Source organism: Terracoccus sp. 273MFTsu3.1, assembly GCF_000383675.1.
GTDB lineage: Bacteria > Actinomycetota > Actinomycetes > Actinomycetales > Dermatophilaceae > Terrabacter.
Genome location: NZ_KB911820.1, coordinates 1 through 16,666, shown reverse-complemented (window position 1 = coordinate 16,666; position 16,666 = coordinate 1). Strand labels below are relative to the sequence as shown.

Annotated in this window: 14 protein-coding genes; 13 read left to right on the top strand and 1 reads right to left on the bottom strand. The window is 70.7% G+C overall.

The genetic code is table 11. The features are described from left to right. Positions 1 to 70: 70 nt before the first annotated feature. A complete protein-coding gene (locus tag H283_RS0100075; protein ID WP_020141467.1) occupies positions 71 to 439 on the top strand; it encodes a YciI family protein in 369 nt (122 codons plus the stop codon). Positions 440 to 525: 86 nt separating this feature from the next. On the opposite strand, the gene H283_RS23440 is transcribed toward H283_RS0100075, so the two are convergent. After that, the gene (locus tag H283_RS23440) at positions 526 to 1,191 is read right to left on the bottom strand and encodes an HdeD family acid-resistance protein (RefSeq protein ID WP_020141466.1); all 666 of its coding nucleotides are present in this window, start codon (positions 1,189 to 1,191) and stop codon (positions 526 to 528) included. 162 nt (positions 1,192 to 1,353) lie between these two features. Between H283_RS23440 and H283_RS0100065 the strand changes: the two genes are divergently transcribed. The 12 genes from H283_RS0100065 to H283_RS26350 all read left to right on the top strand — a co-directional run bounded on the left by H283_RS0100065 (position 1,354) and on the right by H283_RS26350 (position 16,109). Next, positions 1,354 to 2,583 carry an acetyl-CoA carboxylase biotin carboxylase subunit family protein gene (locus H283_RS0100065; RefSeq protein ID WP_020141465.1) on the top strand — a complete coding sequence of 410 codons (1,230 nt, stop codon included), beginning with the start codon at positions 1,354 to 1,356 and terminating at the stop codon, positions 2,581 to 2,583. Between the two features lie 21 nt (positions 2,584 to 2,604). Next, on the top strand, positions 2,605 to 3,531 hold the full coding sequence (locus H283_RS0100060; protein WP_020141464.1) for a hypothetical protein: 927 nt from the start codon (positions 2,605 to 2,607) through the stop codon (positions 3,529 to 3,531). Between the two features lie 5 nt (positions 3,532 to 3,536). Further along, positions 3,537 to 4,679, top strand: a complete 1,143-nt coding sequence (locus H283_RS0100055) for an alpha/beta hydrolase-fold protein (protein ID WP_020141463.1) — start codon at positions 3,537 to 3,539, stop codon at positions 4,677 to 4,679. A gap of 28 nt (positions 4,680 to 4,707) precedes the next feature. Next, a complete protein-coding gene (locus H283_RS0100050; RefSeq protein WP_020141462.1) occupies positions 4,708 to 5,436 on the top strand; it encodes an esterase family protein in 729 nt (242 codons plus the stop codon). A gap of 99 nt (positions 5,437 to 5,535) precedes the next feature. After that, on the top strand, positions 5,536 to 7,938 hold the full coding sequence (locus H283_RS0100045) for an excinuclease ABC subunit UvrA (protein ID WP_020141461.1): 2,403 nt from the start codon (positions 5,536 to 5,538) through the stop codon (positions 7,936 to 7,938). A gap of 14 nt (positions 7,939 to 7,952) precedes the next feature. After that, positions 7,953 to 8,954, top strand: a complete 1,002-nt coding sequence (locus H283_RS0100040; RefSeq protein ID WP_020141460.1) for a serine hydrolase — start codon at positions 7,953 to 7,955, stop codon at positions 8,952 to 8,954. Positions 8,955 to 9,235: 281 nt separating this feature from the next. Next, a complete protein-coding gene (locus H283_RS0100035) occupies positions 9,236 to 10,525 on the top strand; it encodes a sugar ABC transporter substrate-binding protein (RefSeq protein WP_020141459.1) in 1,290 nt (429 codons plus the stop codon). A gap of 11 nt (positions 10,526 to 10,536) precedes the next feature. Beyond that, positions 10,537 to 11,568: a carbohydrate ABC transporter permease gene (locus H283_RS0100030; RefSeq protein WP_231372200.1), complete on the top strand. Its 1,032-nt coding sequence runs from the start codon at positions 10,537 to 10,539 to the stop codon at positions 11,566 to 11,568. Then, positions 11,561 to 12,424: a carbohydrate ABC transporter permease gene (locus H283_RS0100025; RefSeq protein WP_051103508.1), complete on the top strand. Its 864-nt coding sequence runs from the start codon at positions 11,561 to 11,563 to the stop codon at positions 12,422 to 12,424. Before H283_RS0100030 ends, H283_RS0100025 begins: the two co-directional genes overlap by 8 nt. 39 nt (positions 12,425 to 12,463) lie before the next feature. Next, positions 12,464 to 13,684, top strand: coding sequence for a Gfo/Idh/MocA family protein (locus H283_RS0100020; protein ID WP_020141456.1), 1,221 nt, complete (start codon positions 12,464 to 12,466; stop codon positions 13,682 to 13,684). Positions 13,685 to 13,765: 81 nt separating this feature from the next. Further along, positions 13,766 to 14,179 carry a hypothetical protein gene (locus H283_RS0100015; protein ID WP_020141455.1) on the top strand — a complete coding sequence of 138 codons (414 nt, stop codon included), beginning with the start codon at positions 13,766 to 13,768 and terminating at the stop codon, positions 14,177 to 14,179. 118 nt (positions 14,180 to 14,297) lie between these two features. Then, positions 14,298 to 16,109 (top strand): ABC transporter substrate-binding protein, encoded by a 1,812-nt coding sequence (locus H283_RS26350; RefSeq protein ID WP_020141454.1) that lies wholly within the window; start codon positions 14,298 to 14,300, stop codon positions 16,107 to 16,109. Positions 16,110 to 16,666 lie beyond the last annotated feature (557 nt).

Below are 16,666 nucleotides of genomic sequence, written 5' to 3'. Positions count from 1 at the left end.
TCGGGCCGCGCCCGTTCGACGTCGTGGTGAAGGCTGGGACGGACCCGGCACGAGACGCAAGGAGAGACCGATGCGCTACCTCATGATCCACAAGATCGACGAGTCCCGCCCCGAGGCGTGGAACCCGAGCCAGGAGTTCCAGGACGCGATGGGCGCGCTCATGTCCGAGTACGCCGAGTCGGGCGTCCTGCTCGCCGCCGAGGGCGTGACGCAGAGCAAGGACGGCGCGATCGTCCGCAAGACCGAGGGCGCCGGTGTCACGGTGACCGACGGCCCGTTCAGCGAGGCGCGCGAGGTCATCGGCGGCTTCGCCCTCGTCAACGTCGAGAGCAAGGAGCAGGCGCTCGAGCTGGCCGGGAGGTTCGCCTCGCTCTTCGACGAGGTGTCGGTCGAGGTCCGCCGCGTCTACGAGTTCGAGGACCTGCCGCAGCCGTCCTGAGCCGACCGGCGTCGCGGAGGTTCGCACCCCTTCGACGGGGCGCGAACCTCCACGCTGTCGTATGCCGTCCGGTGGCCCCGGGCGGGTCAGGCGGTGGCCGGCGCCGTGGTGCTCCCGTGGCCGGCGGCGCGGCGCGCCATGAAGGCCGCGACGAGCTCGACGATGCCGATGACGATGAGCGCGATGCCGGCGATGCGGGTCAGCACGACGAGCGACGAGCCCGGGAAGATCGCGACGACGAGGCCACCGAGGATCGAGACGACGCCGCTGACGATGAGGAAGACGCGCGTGCCGGTCGTCCGGTCGGAGCCGAAGCCCTGGACGAGCGCGGCGATGCCCTCGGCGATCCAGCCGATCGCGATGAAGATCGCGATGACGGCGAGCGAGGTGCCGGGTCGGAAGAGGCAGATGATGCCGGCGATGATCGAGAGCACGCCGAGCCCGATGGAGAGCGGCTTGATCCAGCCCGGGTCGCTCGGCAGGTCGCGCGTCACGGACAGGCGGACGGCTCCGGCGACGATGAGCTGCAGCCCGAACAGGATGGCCACGATGAGCAGGGTCGCCTTGGGCCAGACGAGCACCATGATGCCGAGGATGACGGACAGGATGCCCATGGCGATGAGGGCGCCCGACCACCCGGACGAGGTCGCGGGGGACGCCCACGTGGCGGCGGCCTCGCGGCGCGTCCTCGGTGCGTCGGGGGCGGGGTCGGTCGGGTCGGGTGACGCTGCGTTCGGGACGGTGCTCGACATGGCTTCCTCCGTAAGGGGTGAGGTGCTGCCCGAGGTGCGGCAGCTCCAGTCTCGTCCTCCTGAGTGTCCGGCGCGCGCTTTTGCCGCTCGACCCGCGCGGCGGCAGGAGGCGCGCGCGGCCGTCCGTGGCGGGCCTCCCGGTGGACCGATAGCGTCGACGCCGTGAACATCATCTTCGTGGAGCCGTCGTTCCCGGCGAACCAGCGTCGCTTCGTGCACGCCCTCGCCTCGGTGGGCGCGAACGTCTACGGCGTCGGTGAGTCCGACGAGGCGCACCTCGGCGACGAGGTGCTCGGTGCGCTTCGCGGCTACTACCGCGTCGGCTCGGTGACGAACGTCGACCAGATGGTCGAGGCGGTCCGCTACTTCCAGGACAAGGTCTGGATCGACGCGCTCGAGGCGACGGTCGAGGCGCACACGATGCCGGCGGCGCAGGTCCGCGAGATCTGTGGCATCCCCGGCACGAGCGTCCGCACGACGTGGCTGTGCCGTGACAAGCCGTCGATGAAGGAGGCGCTGCGCCAGGCGGGTGTGCCCACCGCGGCGAGCGCGGCCGTCGACTCGGCCGGGGAGGCGCGCGCGTTCGCCGAGCGCGAGGGTTACCCGCTCATCCTCAAGCCCCGCGCGGGCGCCGGCGCCCAGGGCACGGTGCGCGTCGACTCCGACCACGAGCTCGAGCAGGCGCTCCAGGGCTACGCCCGCGAGGGTGCGAGCTCGATCGCCATCGAGGAGTTCGTCGAGGGTCACGAGGGCTTCTACGACACGATCAGCCTCGACGGCCGGGTCGTGCACGACTGGGCGACGCACTACTACCCCAACGTCCTCGAGGCGATGCGCCAGCGCTGGATCTCGCCGCAGTTCATCACGACGAACCGCATCGACGAGCCGGGCAACGCCTTCTACAGCGAGGTGCGTGAGCTCGGGCGCCGCGTCATCGAGGCGCTCGGCATCGAGACGTCGGCCACCCACATGGAGTGGTTCTACGGCCCGAAGGGTCTGAAGTTCAGCGAGATCGGCGCCCGACCCCCGGGTGTCGGCGCCTGGGACGTCTACTCCGCGGCCAACGAGGTCGACGTCTACCGCGAGTGGGCGCACGTCATCACCCACCGCGCCCCCGAGCGTCAGATGCAGCGCACGTATGCCGCCGGCATCGTCGCGCTCCGCCCCGACCGCGACGGGTCGATCACCGGCTACAGCGGCATCGACGAGATCCAGTCGCGCTACGGCGAGTGGGTCATCGACGGCCACTTCCCACCGGTCGGGCACGGCACCCAGGGCGTCGAGGCCGGCTACATGGCCAACGCCTGGGTCCGACTGCGCCACCCCGACTTCGACACGGCGCGCGCCATGCTCGACGACATCGGCCGCACGATCCACGTGCACGCGGGCTGAGCACGGCTGATTCCTGCCTCGATGTCGACGACGATCCTGCTCGGCCCCCAGCGGTTCACGACGACCGTGGGCGCCACCGTGCGCTCCCTCGGCGTGACCGGCCGCATCGCCATGGTCAACTCCGGCTGGGAGGAGCGCGAGTCCGACGACGGCGAGCTCGCCGGCCACCTCGACGGGCGCGGCGTCAACCTGCGCCTGCACCACCGGATGATGGACGTGCTGACCAAGGACCAGCACTTCGCGGCGGCGGCGGTCGCCTTCCGCGACCGGATGGACGAGCTGCGCGCCTTCTACGGCATCCGCCTCCAGGCGGCGATCGACGCCGTGCACGCCGTCGCGCACCGCACCTCGATCCACGCCGTCGGCCCCATCGCCGAGGAGTCCGCCATGGAGGCCGTGCGCGAGGTCGACCGGTGGTATGCCGCCGAGCTCGACGAGCTCTACGGCTCGGTCCGCGCCACCGCACCCCTCGACGAGAGCGGCACCATCGGCTGGCACCGGGGCGAGATCGGTGCGCTCCTCGACGAGTGCGAGGCGGTCGTCATCGCCGGTGGCAACGTGCGCACCCTGCTGCGCACGCTGCGCGTCTTCGACGTCACCCTCCGGCCCGAGCAGTCCGTGGTCGCGTGGTCGGCCGGCGCGATGGCCCTGACCGACGAGGTCGTCCTCTTTCACGACTTCACGCCGCACGGCGTCGCCGCGGCCGAGCTCCACGACCGGGGGCTGGGGCGGCTGCCCGGGATCGTCGCCCTGCCGCACGCCAAGCGGCGGCTGATGCTCGACGACCACGAGCGCATGTCGGTGCTGGCCCGGCGCTTCGCCGAGCACCGGCTGCTCCTGCTCGACGACGGGGCCGTCGTGCGCTTCCCCGACGGCGCGACCGAGCTGCCGGCCGGTGCCCGCGTCATCGACCGCACCGGTCACGTCTCGGTGGTGGGGGTCGCGTGAGCGCCATGGAACGCCTCGCCGTCAACCGCCTCCGCGAGCGACTGCCGCTCGACGGCCCGACGATCGACCGCTTCGTCGAGCGCTACGGGTGCCCGATCATCGAGGGCGAGCGTGCGACCTTCCTCTACCGGGGCGACGTCGACGAGGTGTGGGTGCGCCACCGCGTCGTCGGTCTGCCGGATCCCCTGCCGCTCAAGCGGATCGGCGAGTCCGACCTCTGGGCCGTCACGACGGTGCTGCCCGAGGGGTCGCGGGTCGAGTACCAGATCGAGATCCGCAAGGGCGAGCACTACGAACGCTTCAACGACCCGCTCAACCCGCGCCTGGCCCACAGCCCGATGGGATCGTCGTCGGTGTGTGCGGCCATCGGCTACCGCGTGCCCGAGTGGGTCGCGCACGACCCCGAGGCCCGACCGGGCACCCTCGTCGAGGAGCAGGTCCACAGCAGGGCCCTGCGACGTGACCAGCCGGTGCAGATCTACCTGCCGGCGCGCTTCAACCGGGCGCAGCGCTACCCGCTCCTCGTCGTCCACGACGGCACCGACTACCTCCAGTTCGCGGCGATGAAGACGGTCCTCGACAACCTCATCCACCGGCTCGACGTCGACCCGCTCGTCGCGGTCTTCGTGCCGCCGCGTGACCGGCTCAAGGAGTACCCCAACCACGCGCCGCACGCCCGGTTCATCGCGCGCGAGCTCGTGCCGCTGCTCACCCAGCGACTCCCCCTCATCGACACCCCGGAGGCGCGCTGCCTCATGGGCAGCTCCTTCGGGGGCATCGCGTCGCTCTCGACGGCGGTGCGCTACCCCGGCTTCTTCGGCTCGCTCATGCTCCAGTCCGCCTCGCTCGTCTTCACCGACATCGGCTTCGACCACGGCGGCGGCCCGGCCTTCGACCCCGTCGTGAAGTTCGTCAACCGCTTCCGCGAGAAGCCGTCCGCGGTCGTCGACCGCCTCTTCATGTCGTGCGGCGTCTACGAGCCGCTCATCACCCCGAACCGGTCGATGGTCCCGGTCTTCCGGCACGCGGGCATGACGGTGCGCTACACGGAGTCACGTGACGGCCACAACTGGGAGAACTGGCGCGACCGTCTCGGTGACGGGCTCGCGTGGCTCTTCCCCGGACCCCAGAAGTTCGTCTACGAGTGACGAGCGCAAGTGAGAAGGCAGGTCACCCATGAAGGTCACCGACCGGTGGTACTCCGACCGTCTGGGCCAGGACATCAGCGTCGCGAGGTGGGGCACCTACGGCGCGCCCGTGCTGCTCTTCCCGACCGCCGGCGGTGATGCCGAGGAGGTCGAGCGGCACAAGATGATCGCGCACCTCGAGCCGCTCATCGCGGCCGGCCGTGCCAAGGTCTACTCCGTCGACAGCGTCGCGGGGCGCGCCCTCGCCGAGGGGCGTGGCACGCCCGACTACCAGCTCGCCCTCTTCAACGGCTTCCACGAGGCGATCGCCCGCGAGGTCATCCCGGCGATCTACTCCGACCTCGGCGGCCAGCCGATGCCGGTCACCGTCGCGGGCGCCTCGATCGGCGCCTTCAACGCCCTCGCCATCACGTGCCGCTACCCCGAGCTCGTGCAGTCCGCCGTGTGCATGAGCGGCACGTACGCCATCGAGCGCTTCCTCGGCGGCCACGTCAACGACGACCTCTACTTCAGCTCGCCGCTGCGCTTCCTGCCCGGTCTCGAGGGTCCGGCGCTCGACGTGCTCCGCACTCGGATGATCGTGCTCGCCTCGGGCAGTGGTCGCTGGGAGGACGTCGGCGAGTCCCGGGCCGTCGCGCACGTCCTCGGCAGCAAGGGCATCCCCAACCGCGTCGACGACTGGGGCACGGACTACGACCACGACTGGCCGACGTGGTGGGCGATGCTCCCGCTCTACCTCGACGACCTGCTCCCCTGACGGCATACGCCCTCTCCCGTCGCGTGGCCGTCCGGTCACGCGTGATGTCGTCGGGAATCGGGAGGCCCGGGGTGGGTTCGGGGCCGTAGCGTACGTCGCATGGAGTCGAAGAGCACCGCTGCGAAGACCGCGTCGCGCCCCTCCGGTGGGTCCCACCCGGCCGACGTCCACGACATGATCCGCGTCCAGGGCGCGCGCGAGAACAACCTCAAGGACGTCAGCCTCGACCTGCCGAAGCGCCGCCTCACGGCGTTCACCGGTGTCTCCGGCTCGGGCAAGAGCTCGCTCGTCTTCGCGACCATCGCCGCCGAGTCGCAGCGGATGATCAACGAGACGTACAGCGCCTTCGTCCAGGGCTTCATGCCCTCGCTCGCGCGCCCGGACGTCGACTACCTCGACGGCCTCACGACGGCGATCATCGTCGACCAGGAGCGGATGGGGGCCAACCCGCGTTCGACGGTCGGCACCGCGACCGATGCCAACGCGATGCTGCGGATCCTCTTCTCCCGCATCGGGACCCCTCACATCGGGCCGCCGACGGCCTTCGCCTTCAACGTGCCGACGCGCGTCGCGAGCGGCGTCATGAAGACCGACAAGGGCAACCGCCAGGAGACCTCGATCGTCCGCGAGGCCGTCTACCAGGGCGGTATGTGCGCTCGCTGCGAGGGGATGGGGTCGGTCAACGACTTCGACCTCACCGCCATCTACGACGAGACCAAGTCGCTCTCCGAGGGGGCGCTGCTCGTCCCCGGCTACAGCATGGACGGGTGGTACGGCCGCATCTTCAGCGGCGCGGGGCTCCCCATGGACAAGCCGGTCGGGACGTTCACCGAGCGCCAGCTCCAGAAGCTGCTCTACGGCCAGCCCGAGAAGATCAAGGTCGAGGGCGTCAACCTCACCTACGAGGGCGTCCTGTCGAAGGTCCAGAAGTCCATGCTGTCCAAGGACCTCGACGCGATGCAGCCGCACGTGCGGCGCTTCGTCGAGCGGGCGGTCACGTTCACGACCTGCCCGGAGTGCAAGGGCACGCGCCTGTCGCAGGAGGCGTTGAGCTCGAAGATCAAGGGCAAGAACATCGCCGAGCTGTGCGCGATGCAGATCAGCGACCTCGCCGAGTGGCTGCGCGACGTCGACGACCCGTCCGTCGCACCGCTCCTGCGGGGGCTGCAGCACCTGCTCGACTCCTTCGCCGAGATCGGGCTCGGCTACCTCTCGCTCGACCGGCCCGCCGGCACGCTGTCCGGTGGGGAGGCCCAGCGCACCAAGATGATCCGTCACCTCGGGTCGTCGCTCACCGACGTCACCTACGTCTTCGACGAGCCGACGATCGGGCTGCACCCCCACGACATCGCGCGGATGAACCAGCTGCTCCTCCAGCTGCGCGACAAGGGCAACACCGTCCTCGTCGTCGAGCACAAGCCCGAGACGATCGCCATCGCCGACCACGTCGTCGACCTCGGTCCGGGCGCCGGCACCGCCGGTGGTGAGGTCGTCTTCGAGGGCACCGTCGAGGGACTGCGCAAGAGCGACACGACGACCGGCCACCACCTCGACGACCGGGTCAGCCTCAAGGACTCGCTTCGCACGGCGAACGGGGCGCTCGAGGTTCGCGGCGCGTCGACCCACAACCTGCGCGACGTCGACGTCGACATCCCGCTCGGGGTGCTCTGCGTCGTCACCGGGGTCGCCGGGTCGGGCAAGAGCTCGCTCATCCACGGGTCCGTCGCCAAGCGCGACGGGGTCGTCGTCGTCGACCAGGGCGCCATCCGCGGCTCGCGCCGGAGCAACCCCGCGACGTACACCGGGCTGCTCGAGCCGATCCGCAAGGCGTTCGCCAAGGCCAACGGCGTCAAGCCCGCACTCTTCAGCTCCAACTCCGAGGGGGCCTGTCCCGCCTGCAACGGCGCGGGCGTCATCTACACCGAGCTCGGCGTCATGGCGACCGTCGAGTCGACGTGCGAGGAGTGCGAGGGCCGCCGGTTCCAGGCTGCGGTGCTCGAGTACGAGCTGGGCGGGCGCAACATCGCCGACGTCCTCGCCATGCCCGTGAACGAGGCGCTCGACTTCTTCGACGCCGGCGAGGCGCGCACGCCCGCCGCCCACACGATCCTCGAACGGCTCGCCGACGTCGGACTCGGCTACCTCACGCTCGGCCAGCCCCTCACGACGTTGTCGGGCGGCGAGCGCCAGCGCCTCAAGCTCGCGACGCAGATGGCCGAGAAGGGCGACGTCTACGTCCTCGACGAGCCGACGACCGGCCTGCACCTCGCCGACGTCGAGAACCTCCTCGGCCTGCTCGACCGGCTCGTGGAGTCGGGCAAGTCGGTGCTCGTCATCGAGCACCACCAGGCCGTCATGGCGCACGCCGACTGGATCATCGACCTCGGACCCGGGGCCGGCCACGACGGCGGCAACGTCGTCTTCGAGGGGACGCCCGCCGACCTCGTCGCCGACCGGGCGACGCTGACCGGCGAGCACCTCGCGACCTACGTCGGAGCCTGACGGACCGGGCTGCCATGGACCTCGACGCCGCGGTCACCGACGTCGTGCGTGAGCACGGCTTCTCCGGCGTCGTCCGGGTCGACCGCGGCGGCGAGGTCGTGCACGCCTCGGCTCACGGTCTCGCTGACCGTGCCCACGGCCTGCCCAACAGGCTCGACACGCAGTTCGGCACCGCCAGCGTCTGCAAGGGACTGACCGCGCTCACCGTGGTGAGCCTCGTGGCCGAGGGTCGCGTCGGGCTCGAGACCCCCGTGCGCGCGGTCGTCGGCGACGACCTGCCCGACATCGGGGGCGACGTCACGATCGAGCACCTGCTCTCCCACCGCTCGGGCATCGGCGACTACCTCGACGAGGACACCGACCTCGATGCGTCCGACTACGTCATGACCCTGCCGGTGCACCGGTTCGCCACGACCGAGGGCTACCTGCCGGCCCTCCGTGGACGACCGACGAAGTTCGCTGCGGGAGAGCGTTTCTCGTACTGCAACAGTGGCTTCGTCGTGCTCGCCCTCGTCGTGGAGCGCCTGACCGGCACACCCTTTCACGAGGCGGTCGAGGAGCGGGTCTGCGCTCCCGCCGGGATGGTCGACACGGCATACCTCCGCTCCGACGAGCTGCCGGGGCGCGCCGCGCTCGGCTACCTCGACGCGGACGGGCTGCGCACCAACGTGCTGCACCTCCCCGTCCGTGGCAGCGGTGACGGTGGCATGTACACGACGGTCGCCGACCTCCACGCGTTGTGGGACGCGTTCCTCGGGGGTCACATCGTCGACCCGACCTGGGTCGCCGAGATGCTGCGCCCACGGACCGACGTCATGGACGACGGCCGCCGCTACGGCCTCGGCGTCTGGCTCGACGGGGCGGGTGACGGGGCGGTGCTCAACGGCTACGACGCCGGCGTCTCGGCGGTGACCCGGCACGAACCGTCGCGGGCCGTGACGTGGTGCGTCCTGGCCAACCGGAGCGACGTCGCGTGGCCGGTCGCGCAGCGGCTCCGCGAGGTCATGGCGGACTGACGCCCACCCCTGGAGGCGTCCGCATCGCGGACCTCCGGCCGCGACGTCCGACGCGGTCGTCGACGCATCCGGACAGCACGCAGGGGCCCGCGGCGGCCTGCTCCACAGACCTGTCCCGGGTCGGGATCCGACCTGCTCTACGGATTGACAGGTGATCGAATGTGCTCGATTGTAGTCCCGCCCAAGCACAAACGAGCGATCAGGCTTGGGTTGCCCGATGACGTGCACCGGACCGCAGCGGCCTCCAGCCAGCCGCGGGCCCCCCACCCAAGGAGTCGCGAATGCGCAGAACGTCCACGCTGGCCGCCACGGCCGCGCTCACCCCGTTGCTCGTGCTCGGCCTCGCCGCGTGCGGCCAGTCCACCGGCGGTGCCACGGCTGACGCCCAGCCCGAGTCGGGGCCGGTCACGATCTCCTACGGCATCTGGGACAAGAACCAGGTGCCGGCCATGCAGAAGATCGCCGACGAGTTCCACGCCGCGAACCCGAACGTCACGGTCAAGATCCAGGTGACGCCGTTCAAGCAGTACTTCACGACCCTGCAGACGGCCGCCGCCGGCGGTGGCGCCCCCGACGTCTTCTGGATGAACGGCCCCAACGTCAAGCTCTACGCCGCGAACCAGCAGCTGCTGCCCCTCGACCAGACGATCAGCCGCGCCAAGCTCGACCTCGCCAAGTATCCCGAGGCCCTCGTCGACCTCTACACCTACGACGGCAAGAGGTACGGCATCCCGAAGGACTTCGACACGATCGGCGTCTGGTACAACAAGGCGCTCTTCGACGCCAAGAAGCTCGCCTACCCCAAGGACGACTGGACTTGGGCCGACTTCCAGTCCGCCGCCCGGGCACTCACCGACAAGACCAAGGGCGTCTACGGCGCGGCGGCTCCCGTCGAGGACCAGGCCGGCTTCTACGACACGATCCCCTCGGCCGATGGCCAGGTCATCGACGCCGCCGGCACCAAGAGCGGCTTCGACTCACCCGAGGCGCTCCAGGGCATCGAGTTCTGGACCTCGCTCGTCAAGGACGGGGCGTCGCCGACGGTGCAGCAGATGACCGACACGAGCCCCGGCGACATGTTCAAGGCCGGCAAGGTCGCGATGTACTGGAACGGCTCGTGGGCCGCGGTCGAGTACAACGGCGTCCCCGAGCTCAAGGACGCCGTCAACGTCGCACCGGTCCCTGCCGGTCCCAAGGGTCAGGTCTCGGTCATCCACGGCCTCGGCAACGTCATCTACGCCAAGACGAAGCACCAGGACGCTGCACAGAAGTTCGTCGGCTTCCTCGGCGGTGAGCGCGCCGCGCAGATCCAGGCCGACGCCGGCGCCGTCATCCCCGCCTACGAGGGCACTCAGGAGGCCTGGGTGAAGTCGATGCCGCAGTTCAACCTCAAGGCCTACGTCGACGAGGTCGCGACGGCCGTGCCCTACCCGGCGTCGAAGAACACCAAGGCGTGGACGACCCTCCAGACCGACCTCCTCACGAAGGTGTGGAACGGCGAGGTCGACGCGGCGACGGGCCTGAAGGACCTCGCCACCCAGATGAACGCGGCGCTCGCCAAGGAGAAGTGACCGTGGCGGGCGTGCTCACCGACAGGGAGCAGGCGTCGGGGACCGACGGCGCGACCGCGCCGGGCGGCTCCCCCTCGGGGTCGGGGAGCCGGGGCGACACCCCGGCCCCCGGCCGCCGGCCCGGTCGGTCCGGTCGGTCCGGTCGATCCGGCAGCGGCATGTCGCGGATGCGGCGCAACGACCTCTTCTGGGCGGCGGTCTTCATCCTCCCGACCCTGCTCGGCCTCGTCGTCTTCTACCTGTGGCCGGTCGTGCGCACGCTGCTCATCTCCTTCACGGAGACGGGGCCGTTCGGTGGGTCGGAGTTCGTCGGGCTCGCCAACTACCGCGAGCTGTTCGGCGACGCGCGGCTCTGGGAGACGATGCTCAACACCCTGAAGTTCACGGTCGTCGCGCTCCTCGGCATCCCCGTGGCGCTCGTCATCGCGGCCCTGCTCAGCACCGAGGGCCTGCGCGGGGTACGCATCTACCGCGTCCTCTACTTCCTGCCCGTCGTGACGATGCCGGCAGCCGTCGGCCTCATCTGGCGCACGCTCTACAACGGCGACGTCGGCGTCATCAACGCCCTGCTCGGGCTCGTCGGCATCGAGGGCACGAACTGGCTCTCCAACCCCGCCACGGCTCTGTATGCCATTGCCGCCGTGGGCATCTGGCTCAGCCTGGGCACACAGATCGTCATCTTCCTCGCTGCGATTCAGGGCGTGCCGAAGGACCTCTACGAGGCGGCCGCGCTCGACGGCGCGGGCCGCATCCGGCAGTTCTGGTCGATCACGCTCCCGCAGATCAGCCCGAGCGTCTTCTTCATCTCGGTCCTCGCCGTCATCGGCGCGCTGCAGACGTTCGACCTCATCTTCGTCATGACCGGGCCGACGAACCCGGCCTACCCGCAGACGGAGACGATCGTCGCGCAGTTCTACCAGCGGGGCTTCGTCGAGAACCAGCAGGGGTATGCCGCCGCGATCGCCCTCGTCATCCTCGTCGTCATCGTCGCGGTCACCGCCCTGCAGTTCCGGCTCCAGAAGAAGTGGGTGCACTATGTCTGAGCTCACGACCCGGCTCCCCCGCCGGCAGCGCCCGAAGCCCTTGCGTCGCAGACACCTCGGCGTCCACGCCGTCCTCGTCCTCGGCTCGGTCGTCATGGTCGGCCCGTTCTTCTGGGAGGTCATGACCTCACTCAAGACCCTCGGCGAGACGCTGACCGTGCCCCCGACCGTCTTCCCCCGCTCGCCCCAGTGGGGCAACTACGGCGACGTCTTCGACACGCTCCCCTTCGGCCAGATGTTCTGGAACAGCACGATCCAGACGCTCGGGCGGGTGCTCGGCCAGCTCGTGCTCTGCTCGATGGCCGGCTACGCGTTCGCCCGCTTCGAGTTCCGGGGCCGGGGCCTGCTCTTCGGCCTGTTCCTGTCGGTCCTCATGGTCCCGAGCCAGCTCTTCCTGCTGCCGCAGTACGAGATCGTCGCCGGCCTCGGCTGGCTCAACTCGCTCCAGGCGCTCATCGTGCCGGGCCTCTTCAGCGCCTTCGGGACGTTCCTGCTGCGCCAGTTCTTCCTCAGCCTGCCGCGCGAGCTCGAGGAGGCGGCCAAGCTCGACGGCGCGAACCACTGGCAGATCTTCACCCGCATCATGCTGCCGCTCGCCAAGCCGGGCCTCATCGCGCTCGCCGTCCTCGACGTGCTCTGGTCGTGGAACGACCTCATGTGGCCGCTCGTGGTCAACAACGACCCGACGAAGATGCCGCTGTCGGTCGGCCTCGCCTCTCTCATCGGCCAGTTCTCCGTCGACACGACGACGCTCATGGCCGGCTCGGTCCTCGCGACGCTGCCGGTGCTCCTCCTCTTCGTCGTGCTCCAGAAGCAGTTCATCCAGGGGATCGCGTTCAGCGGCTCCAAGGGCTGAGACCCTCGAACCACCACCACCCGGAAGGTGCCCCCACCCATGACCGACAAGCCCCGCCAGCCGCACCGGCCCGACCAGCCCGACCTGCGCATCGCCATCATCGGCTTCGGCCTGCGGGCCAGCCTCGCGAGGTACGCCCACCGTCCCGGTGAGGGCAGCCGCGTCACGGTCGTCTGCGACGCGGCCGAGCGGGGCCGCGCGGACGCAGCGGAGCGCATCGAGGGCGTACGCGTCGTCGACGATCTCGACGAGCTGCTCGCTCCCGACGTGCGCGCCGAGATCGACGCGGTGCTCGTCCTGACGCCCGACCACGCGCACGCCGACCATGCCGTGCGCACGCTCGAGGCCGGCATACCGACGTTCGTCGAGAAGCCGCTCGCGACGAGCGTCGCCCACGCCGACTGGGTGCTCGAGGCCGCGCACCGCACGGGCACGCGCCTCTACGTCGGGCACAACATGAGGCACATGCCGGTGGTCCGGGCGATGCGCGATGTCATCGAGGCGGGCACGATCGGCGAGGTCAAGGCGGTGTGGTGCCGCCACTTCGTCTCGGCCGGAGGCGACTACTACTTCAAGGACTGGCACGCCGACCGGCGCAACACGACGGGTCTGCTGCTGCAGAAGGGCGCCCACGACATCGACGTCATCCACTGGCTCGCCGGCGCCTACACCCGCCGGGTCAGCGCGGTCGGCGCCCTCGCGGTCTACGGCGACATCACCGACCACCGCGACAACTCCGACCGGCGGATGGCTGACTGGTACTCCCTCGACAACTGGCCGCCCACCGAGCAGCGCGAGCTCAACCCCGTCGTCGACATCGAGGACATCTCGATGGCCAACCTCGTCCTCGAGGGCGGCGTGCTCGCCAGCTACCAGCAGTGCCACTTCACGCCGGACTACTGGCGCAACTACACCGTCATCGGCACGAAGGGTCGGCTCGAGAACTTCGGCGACGGCCCCGGCGCGCTCGTCAAGGTGTGGACCCGCCGCACCGACACCTACCGCGACGACGCCGACGAGGTCATCGAGATCCCGGCGGCCGACACGACGGGTCACGGGGGCGCCGACCCGCTGCTCATCGCCGAGTTCGTCCGCTTCGCCCGCGAGGGCGGCCCGACGATGACCTCTCCGGTCGCGGCCCGCGAGGCCGTGGCGGCCGGGGCCTCGGCCACGACGTCGCTGCGCACCGGTGGTGGCGCCGTCGACGTACCGGCGCTCGAGCCCGCCCTCGTCGCCTGGTTCGAGGGCGGCCAGGCCTGAGGGGTATCAGCGACGCGACCGGCGTCCTCTGAGGCGTAGGGGTCCGTGGGTCGAGCGGGCCCGTTCCCCGAAGGACGAGCCATGAGCGTCACCGACGTCTTCCCGCTGATCAAGGCGCCCGACGCCTGGCCCGTGCCGGTCGTCGCGACGGTCGCCATGGTCTGCCTCGCGGGACTCGACCTGCTCGGGGCGGTCCTCGCCAAGGAGTGGGCCGAGAACGGCAGCGTGCGGGCCCTCGTGCTCGGCGCGGGCGCCTTCCTCGTCCTCTTCTGGGTGTATGCGTCGTCGCTGAGGTACGCCGAGCTGGCCCTCGTGACGATGGGCTGGGTCGTCATGCTCCAGGTCGGGCTCGTCCTCATCGACCGCTGGCGCTACGGCGTCGAGCTGCCCACGGGCAAGTGGGTGGCGATCGGGGTCGTGCTCGTCGCGCAGGCCTATCTCGTGCTCGCGCCGACGGCCGAGCAGGCGGGCGCCGCGGCGGGCTCCGGCGGCTAGACTTCGGACCACGGACAGGGGTGCTCCGGGTCGCCGTCGGTGCCACCTGCCACCGTGCTCTCCGTGCCCGCCGAAGTCCCGGGTCCGGTCTCCGGTCCGGGTGCCCCGAAGGAAGTCCATGCGTCGACGTCTCGTCCGCCCCACCGCGGTGGCGGCCCTCGGCGTGCTCGCGCTGGCCTCGGGGGCCGCGTGCACGACGAGCACCGCGACGCCGGCTCCCACGCGAGGCACGACGGCGAGCACGACCCCCACGGCGGCACCGACGACCGCGGTCGCGCCGCTCGTCGTCGGGGCGGTCTTCGACCACACGACGCTCGACCCGACGCGGCAGTTCGACCGCAGCGGGTCGATGCTCACGCACGCGCTCTACGAGACGCTGACGACGCTCGACCCCGACGACCCGACGAAGGTCGTGCCCGGGATGGCCGAGTACACCCTGTCCCCCGAGGGCCGATGGTTGACGCTGCGGCTGCGCAAGGGCCTCGTCTTCTCCGACGGCACACCGGTGACGACCGACGACGTCCTCTTCACGCTCCAGCGCGCGCGAGGGCTGTCCGGTCCGGCCGGCTCGATCCTCGGCACCGTCTCGGCGGTCAAGGTCGACGACCGCACCTTCACGCTCAGCTCTCCCGGCTCGAACTTCGCCCTCCCGGCGATCCTCGCCAACCCGGCCTTCGGCATCCTCAACGCGACGGCGGTCAAGGCGCACCGGGGCACCATCGGCCCCGGTGACGAGGCGAGCTCCTACCTGTCGCAGCACTCGGCGGGTTCGGGTCCCTACGTCATCAAGAGCGTCCGCGGCACCTCCGAGGTGCGGCTCGCAGCCAACCCGATGTGGTCGGGGGCGACCCCGGCCTTTCCCGAGATCGTCGTGCGCAACCTCGACGCGCGCCAACAGCTGGCCGCCATCGGGTCCGGCAGCGCCGACCTCGTGCTCGACCTCTCGCCGAGCCAGGCCGACGCGGCCACCGGCCGGCCGCAGCGGTCGGCGGTCACGGTGACGACGATGCGGTCGAGCTCGCTCGTCTACCTCGCGCTCGGGCGCGACAAGGCCCTCAACCCGTGGACCGCCGACCCCGACTTCGCCGAGGCGGTGCGTCGTGGCCTCGATCGTGTGGCGCTCGGCAAGGCTGCCGCACCCGGATCCATGCCCGCGGCGGGTCTCATCCCCGCCGGCATCGTCGGCGCGCTCGAGGACCTCGCGCCCTCGCCCGCCCCCACGCCCAGTGACGGCGCCGGCACCGACGGCACGGGGACCCCGACCCCCACGACGTCGACGACCGCGGCCACGCCGGCCCCGTCCTCGTCGGGCAGCACGGCGACTCCGGACGGCATCCTCACGACCGGGGCGGACGGCATACCCACGCCCGTGGTGACGCTGCCCGTCGTGCCCCAGCGCGACCTCGCGGCGGCCAAGGCGGCGCTGCGGCGCTCGGGCTACCGGGGCCAGCCGATCCCCCTGTCGTACGCCGCCGACCTGCCCATCCAGGGCATCCCGACGAGCGCGCTGGCGGTGGCCGTGCGTGCGCAGCTCGCGCAGGTCGGCATCACGGTGCGGCTCAACCCGGCGCCCGCGGCCCAGGCCGTCGCCGCCTACCGCAGCGGACGCACCGCGTTCAGCCTGTGGAGCTGGAACCCCGACTACCCGGATCCCGAGAACTACCTCGCCTTCGCGCCCGGCGAGCTCGTCGGGTCGCGCGCCGGGTGGGCACGCGGCACCGACCCGCTCGTCGACGACCTCACCGAGGCGGCGCGCTCGTCCGTGGGTGACAACCGGGCGGGGGCGTATGCCGCCTGGCAGCTCGCGATGAACCAGCGCAGCCCGTTCGTCCCCCTCCTCCAGCCGTCGACGCGCTTCGCGAGCGGCGAGCGGGTCAAGGTCCTGCCGGGCAACCCGGTCTGGACCGTCGACCTCGCCCGCCTCGGCTGACCGGCGTCCCTGCGGCGCGCCTTCCTGGGGTGGAACCGCTCCCGGAGGGCTCTCGGTGGGCTCGCCGGGGTGTCCGGAAGGGTCTCCCCGACGGCTCGGTGGAGGGCCTCGGCAGGGCCTCGGGAGGCCCTCGGCAGGCCCTCGGGCGGGGGTCCGGAGGCCCGATTATGAGATCTCGGGGGATGCCCTGTAACGTTCTCTTCGTCAGCCCGACAGGGAGCACCGGACGCCACCGCTGAGCGAAACTTCGCTCGCGAAGTAGGCCGGTCCCGGGGTTGGCACCACAGAGTGAAGGACCGTTCGTTCGGTCTCATCGACGTGGATGCCCGCGTGTCTGGCGTGGCCGGTTGGGTCTGCTCCTCGGAGCCGGAGCCGATTTGGACCAGCGCATCGAGGCGGGTAAGTTTGAAGGGTTGCCCCGGAGGTCTCCTCGTTGAGGTGGTTGATGGTGTGTGTCCGATTCTTGAGAACTCAACAGCGTGTCAAAAATCGATGCCAATTACCTCGTCCCGAGGCCTGGCCGGTTGATCTTCGTCCTCTAGTGGCGTGGTGACGGT

What these genes read in the sequence shown, in the direction of transcription:
- H283_RS0100075 (WP_020141467.1), top strand. Translation starts at nt 71, where the DNA reads ATGCGCTACCTCATGATCCACAAGATCGACGAGTCCCGCCCCGAGGCG.
- H283_RS23440 (WP_020141466.1), bottom strand. Translation starts at nt 1,191, where the DNA reads ATGTCGAGCACCGTCCCGAACGCAGCGTCACCCGACCCGACCGACCCC.
- H283_RS0100060 (WP_020141464.1), top strand. Translation starts at nt 2,605, where the DNA reads ATGTCGACGACGATCCTGCTCGGCCCCCAGCGGTTCACGACGACCGTG.
- H283_RS0100055 (WP_020141463.1), top strand. Translation starts at nt 3,537, where the DNA reads ATGGAACGCCTCGCCGTCAACCGCCTCCGCGAGCGACTGCCGCTCGAC.
- H283_RS0100050 (WP_020141462.1), top strand. Translation starts at nt 4,708, where the DNA reads ATGAAGGTCACCGACCGGTGGTACTCCGACCGTCTGGGCCAGGACATC.
- H283_RS0100045 (WP_020141461.1), top strand. Translation starts at nt 5,536, where the DNA reads ATGGAGTCGAAGAGCACCGCTGCGAAGACCGCGTCGCGCCCCTCCGGT.
- H283_RS0100040 (WP_020141460.1), top strand. Translation starts at nt 7,953, where the DNA reads ATGGACCTCGACGCCGCGGTCACCGACGTCGTGCGTGAGCACGGCTTC.
- H283_RS0100035 (WP_020141459.1), top strand. Translation starts at nt 9,236, where the DNA reads ATGCGCAGAACGTCCACGCTGGCCGCCACGGCCGCGCTCACCCCGTTG.
- H283_RS0100025 (WP_051103508.1), top strand. Translation starts at nt 11,561, where the DNA reads ATGTCTGAGCTCACGACCCGGCTCCCCCGCCGGCAGCGCCCGAAGCCC.
- H283_RS0100020 (WP_020141456.1), top strand. Translation starts at nt 12,464, where the DNA reads ATGACCGACAAGCCCCGCCAGCCGCACCGGCCCGACCAGCCCGACCTG.
- H283_RS0100015 (WP_020141455.1), top strand. Translation starts at nt 13,766, where the DNA reads ATGAGCGTCACCGACGTCTTCCCGCTGATCAAGGCGCCCGACGCCTGG.
- H283_RS26350 (WP_020141454.1), top strand. Translation starts at nt 14,298, where the DNA reads ATGCGTCGACGTCTCGTCCGCCCCACCGCGGTGGCGGCCCTCGGCGTG.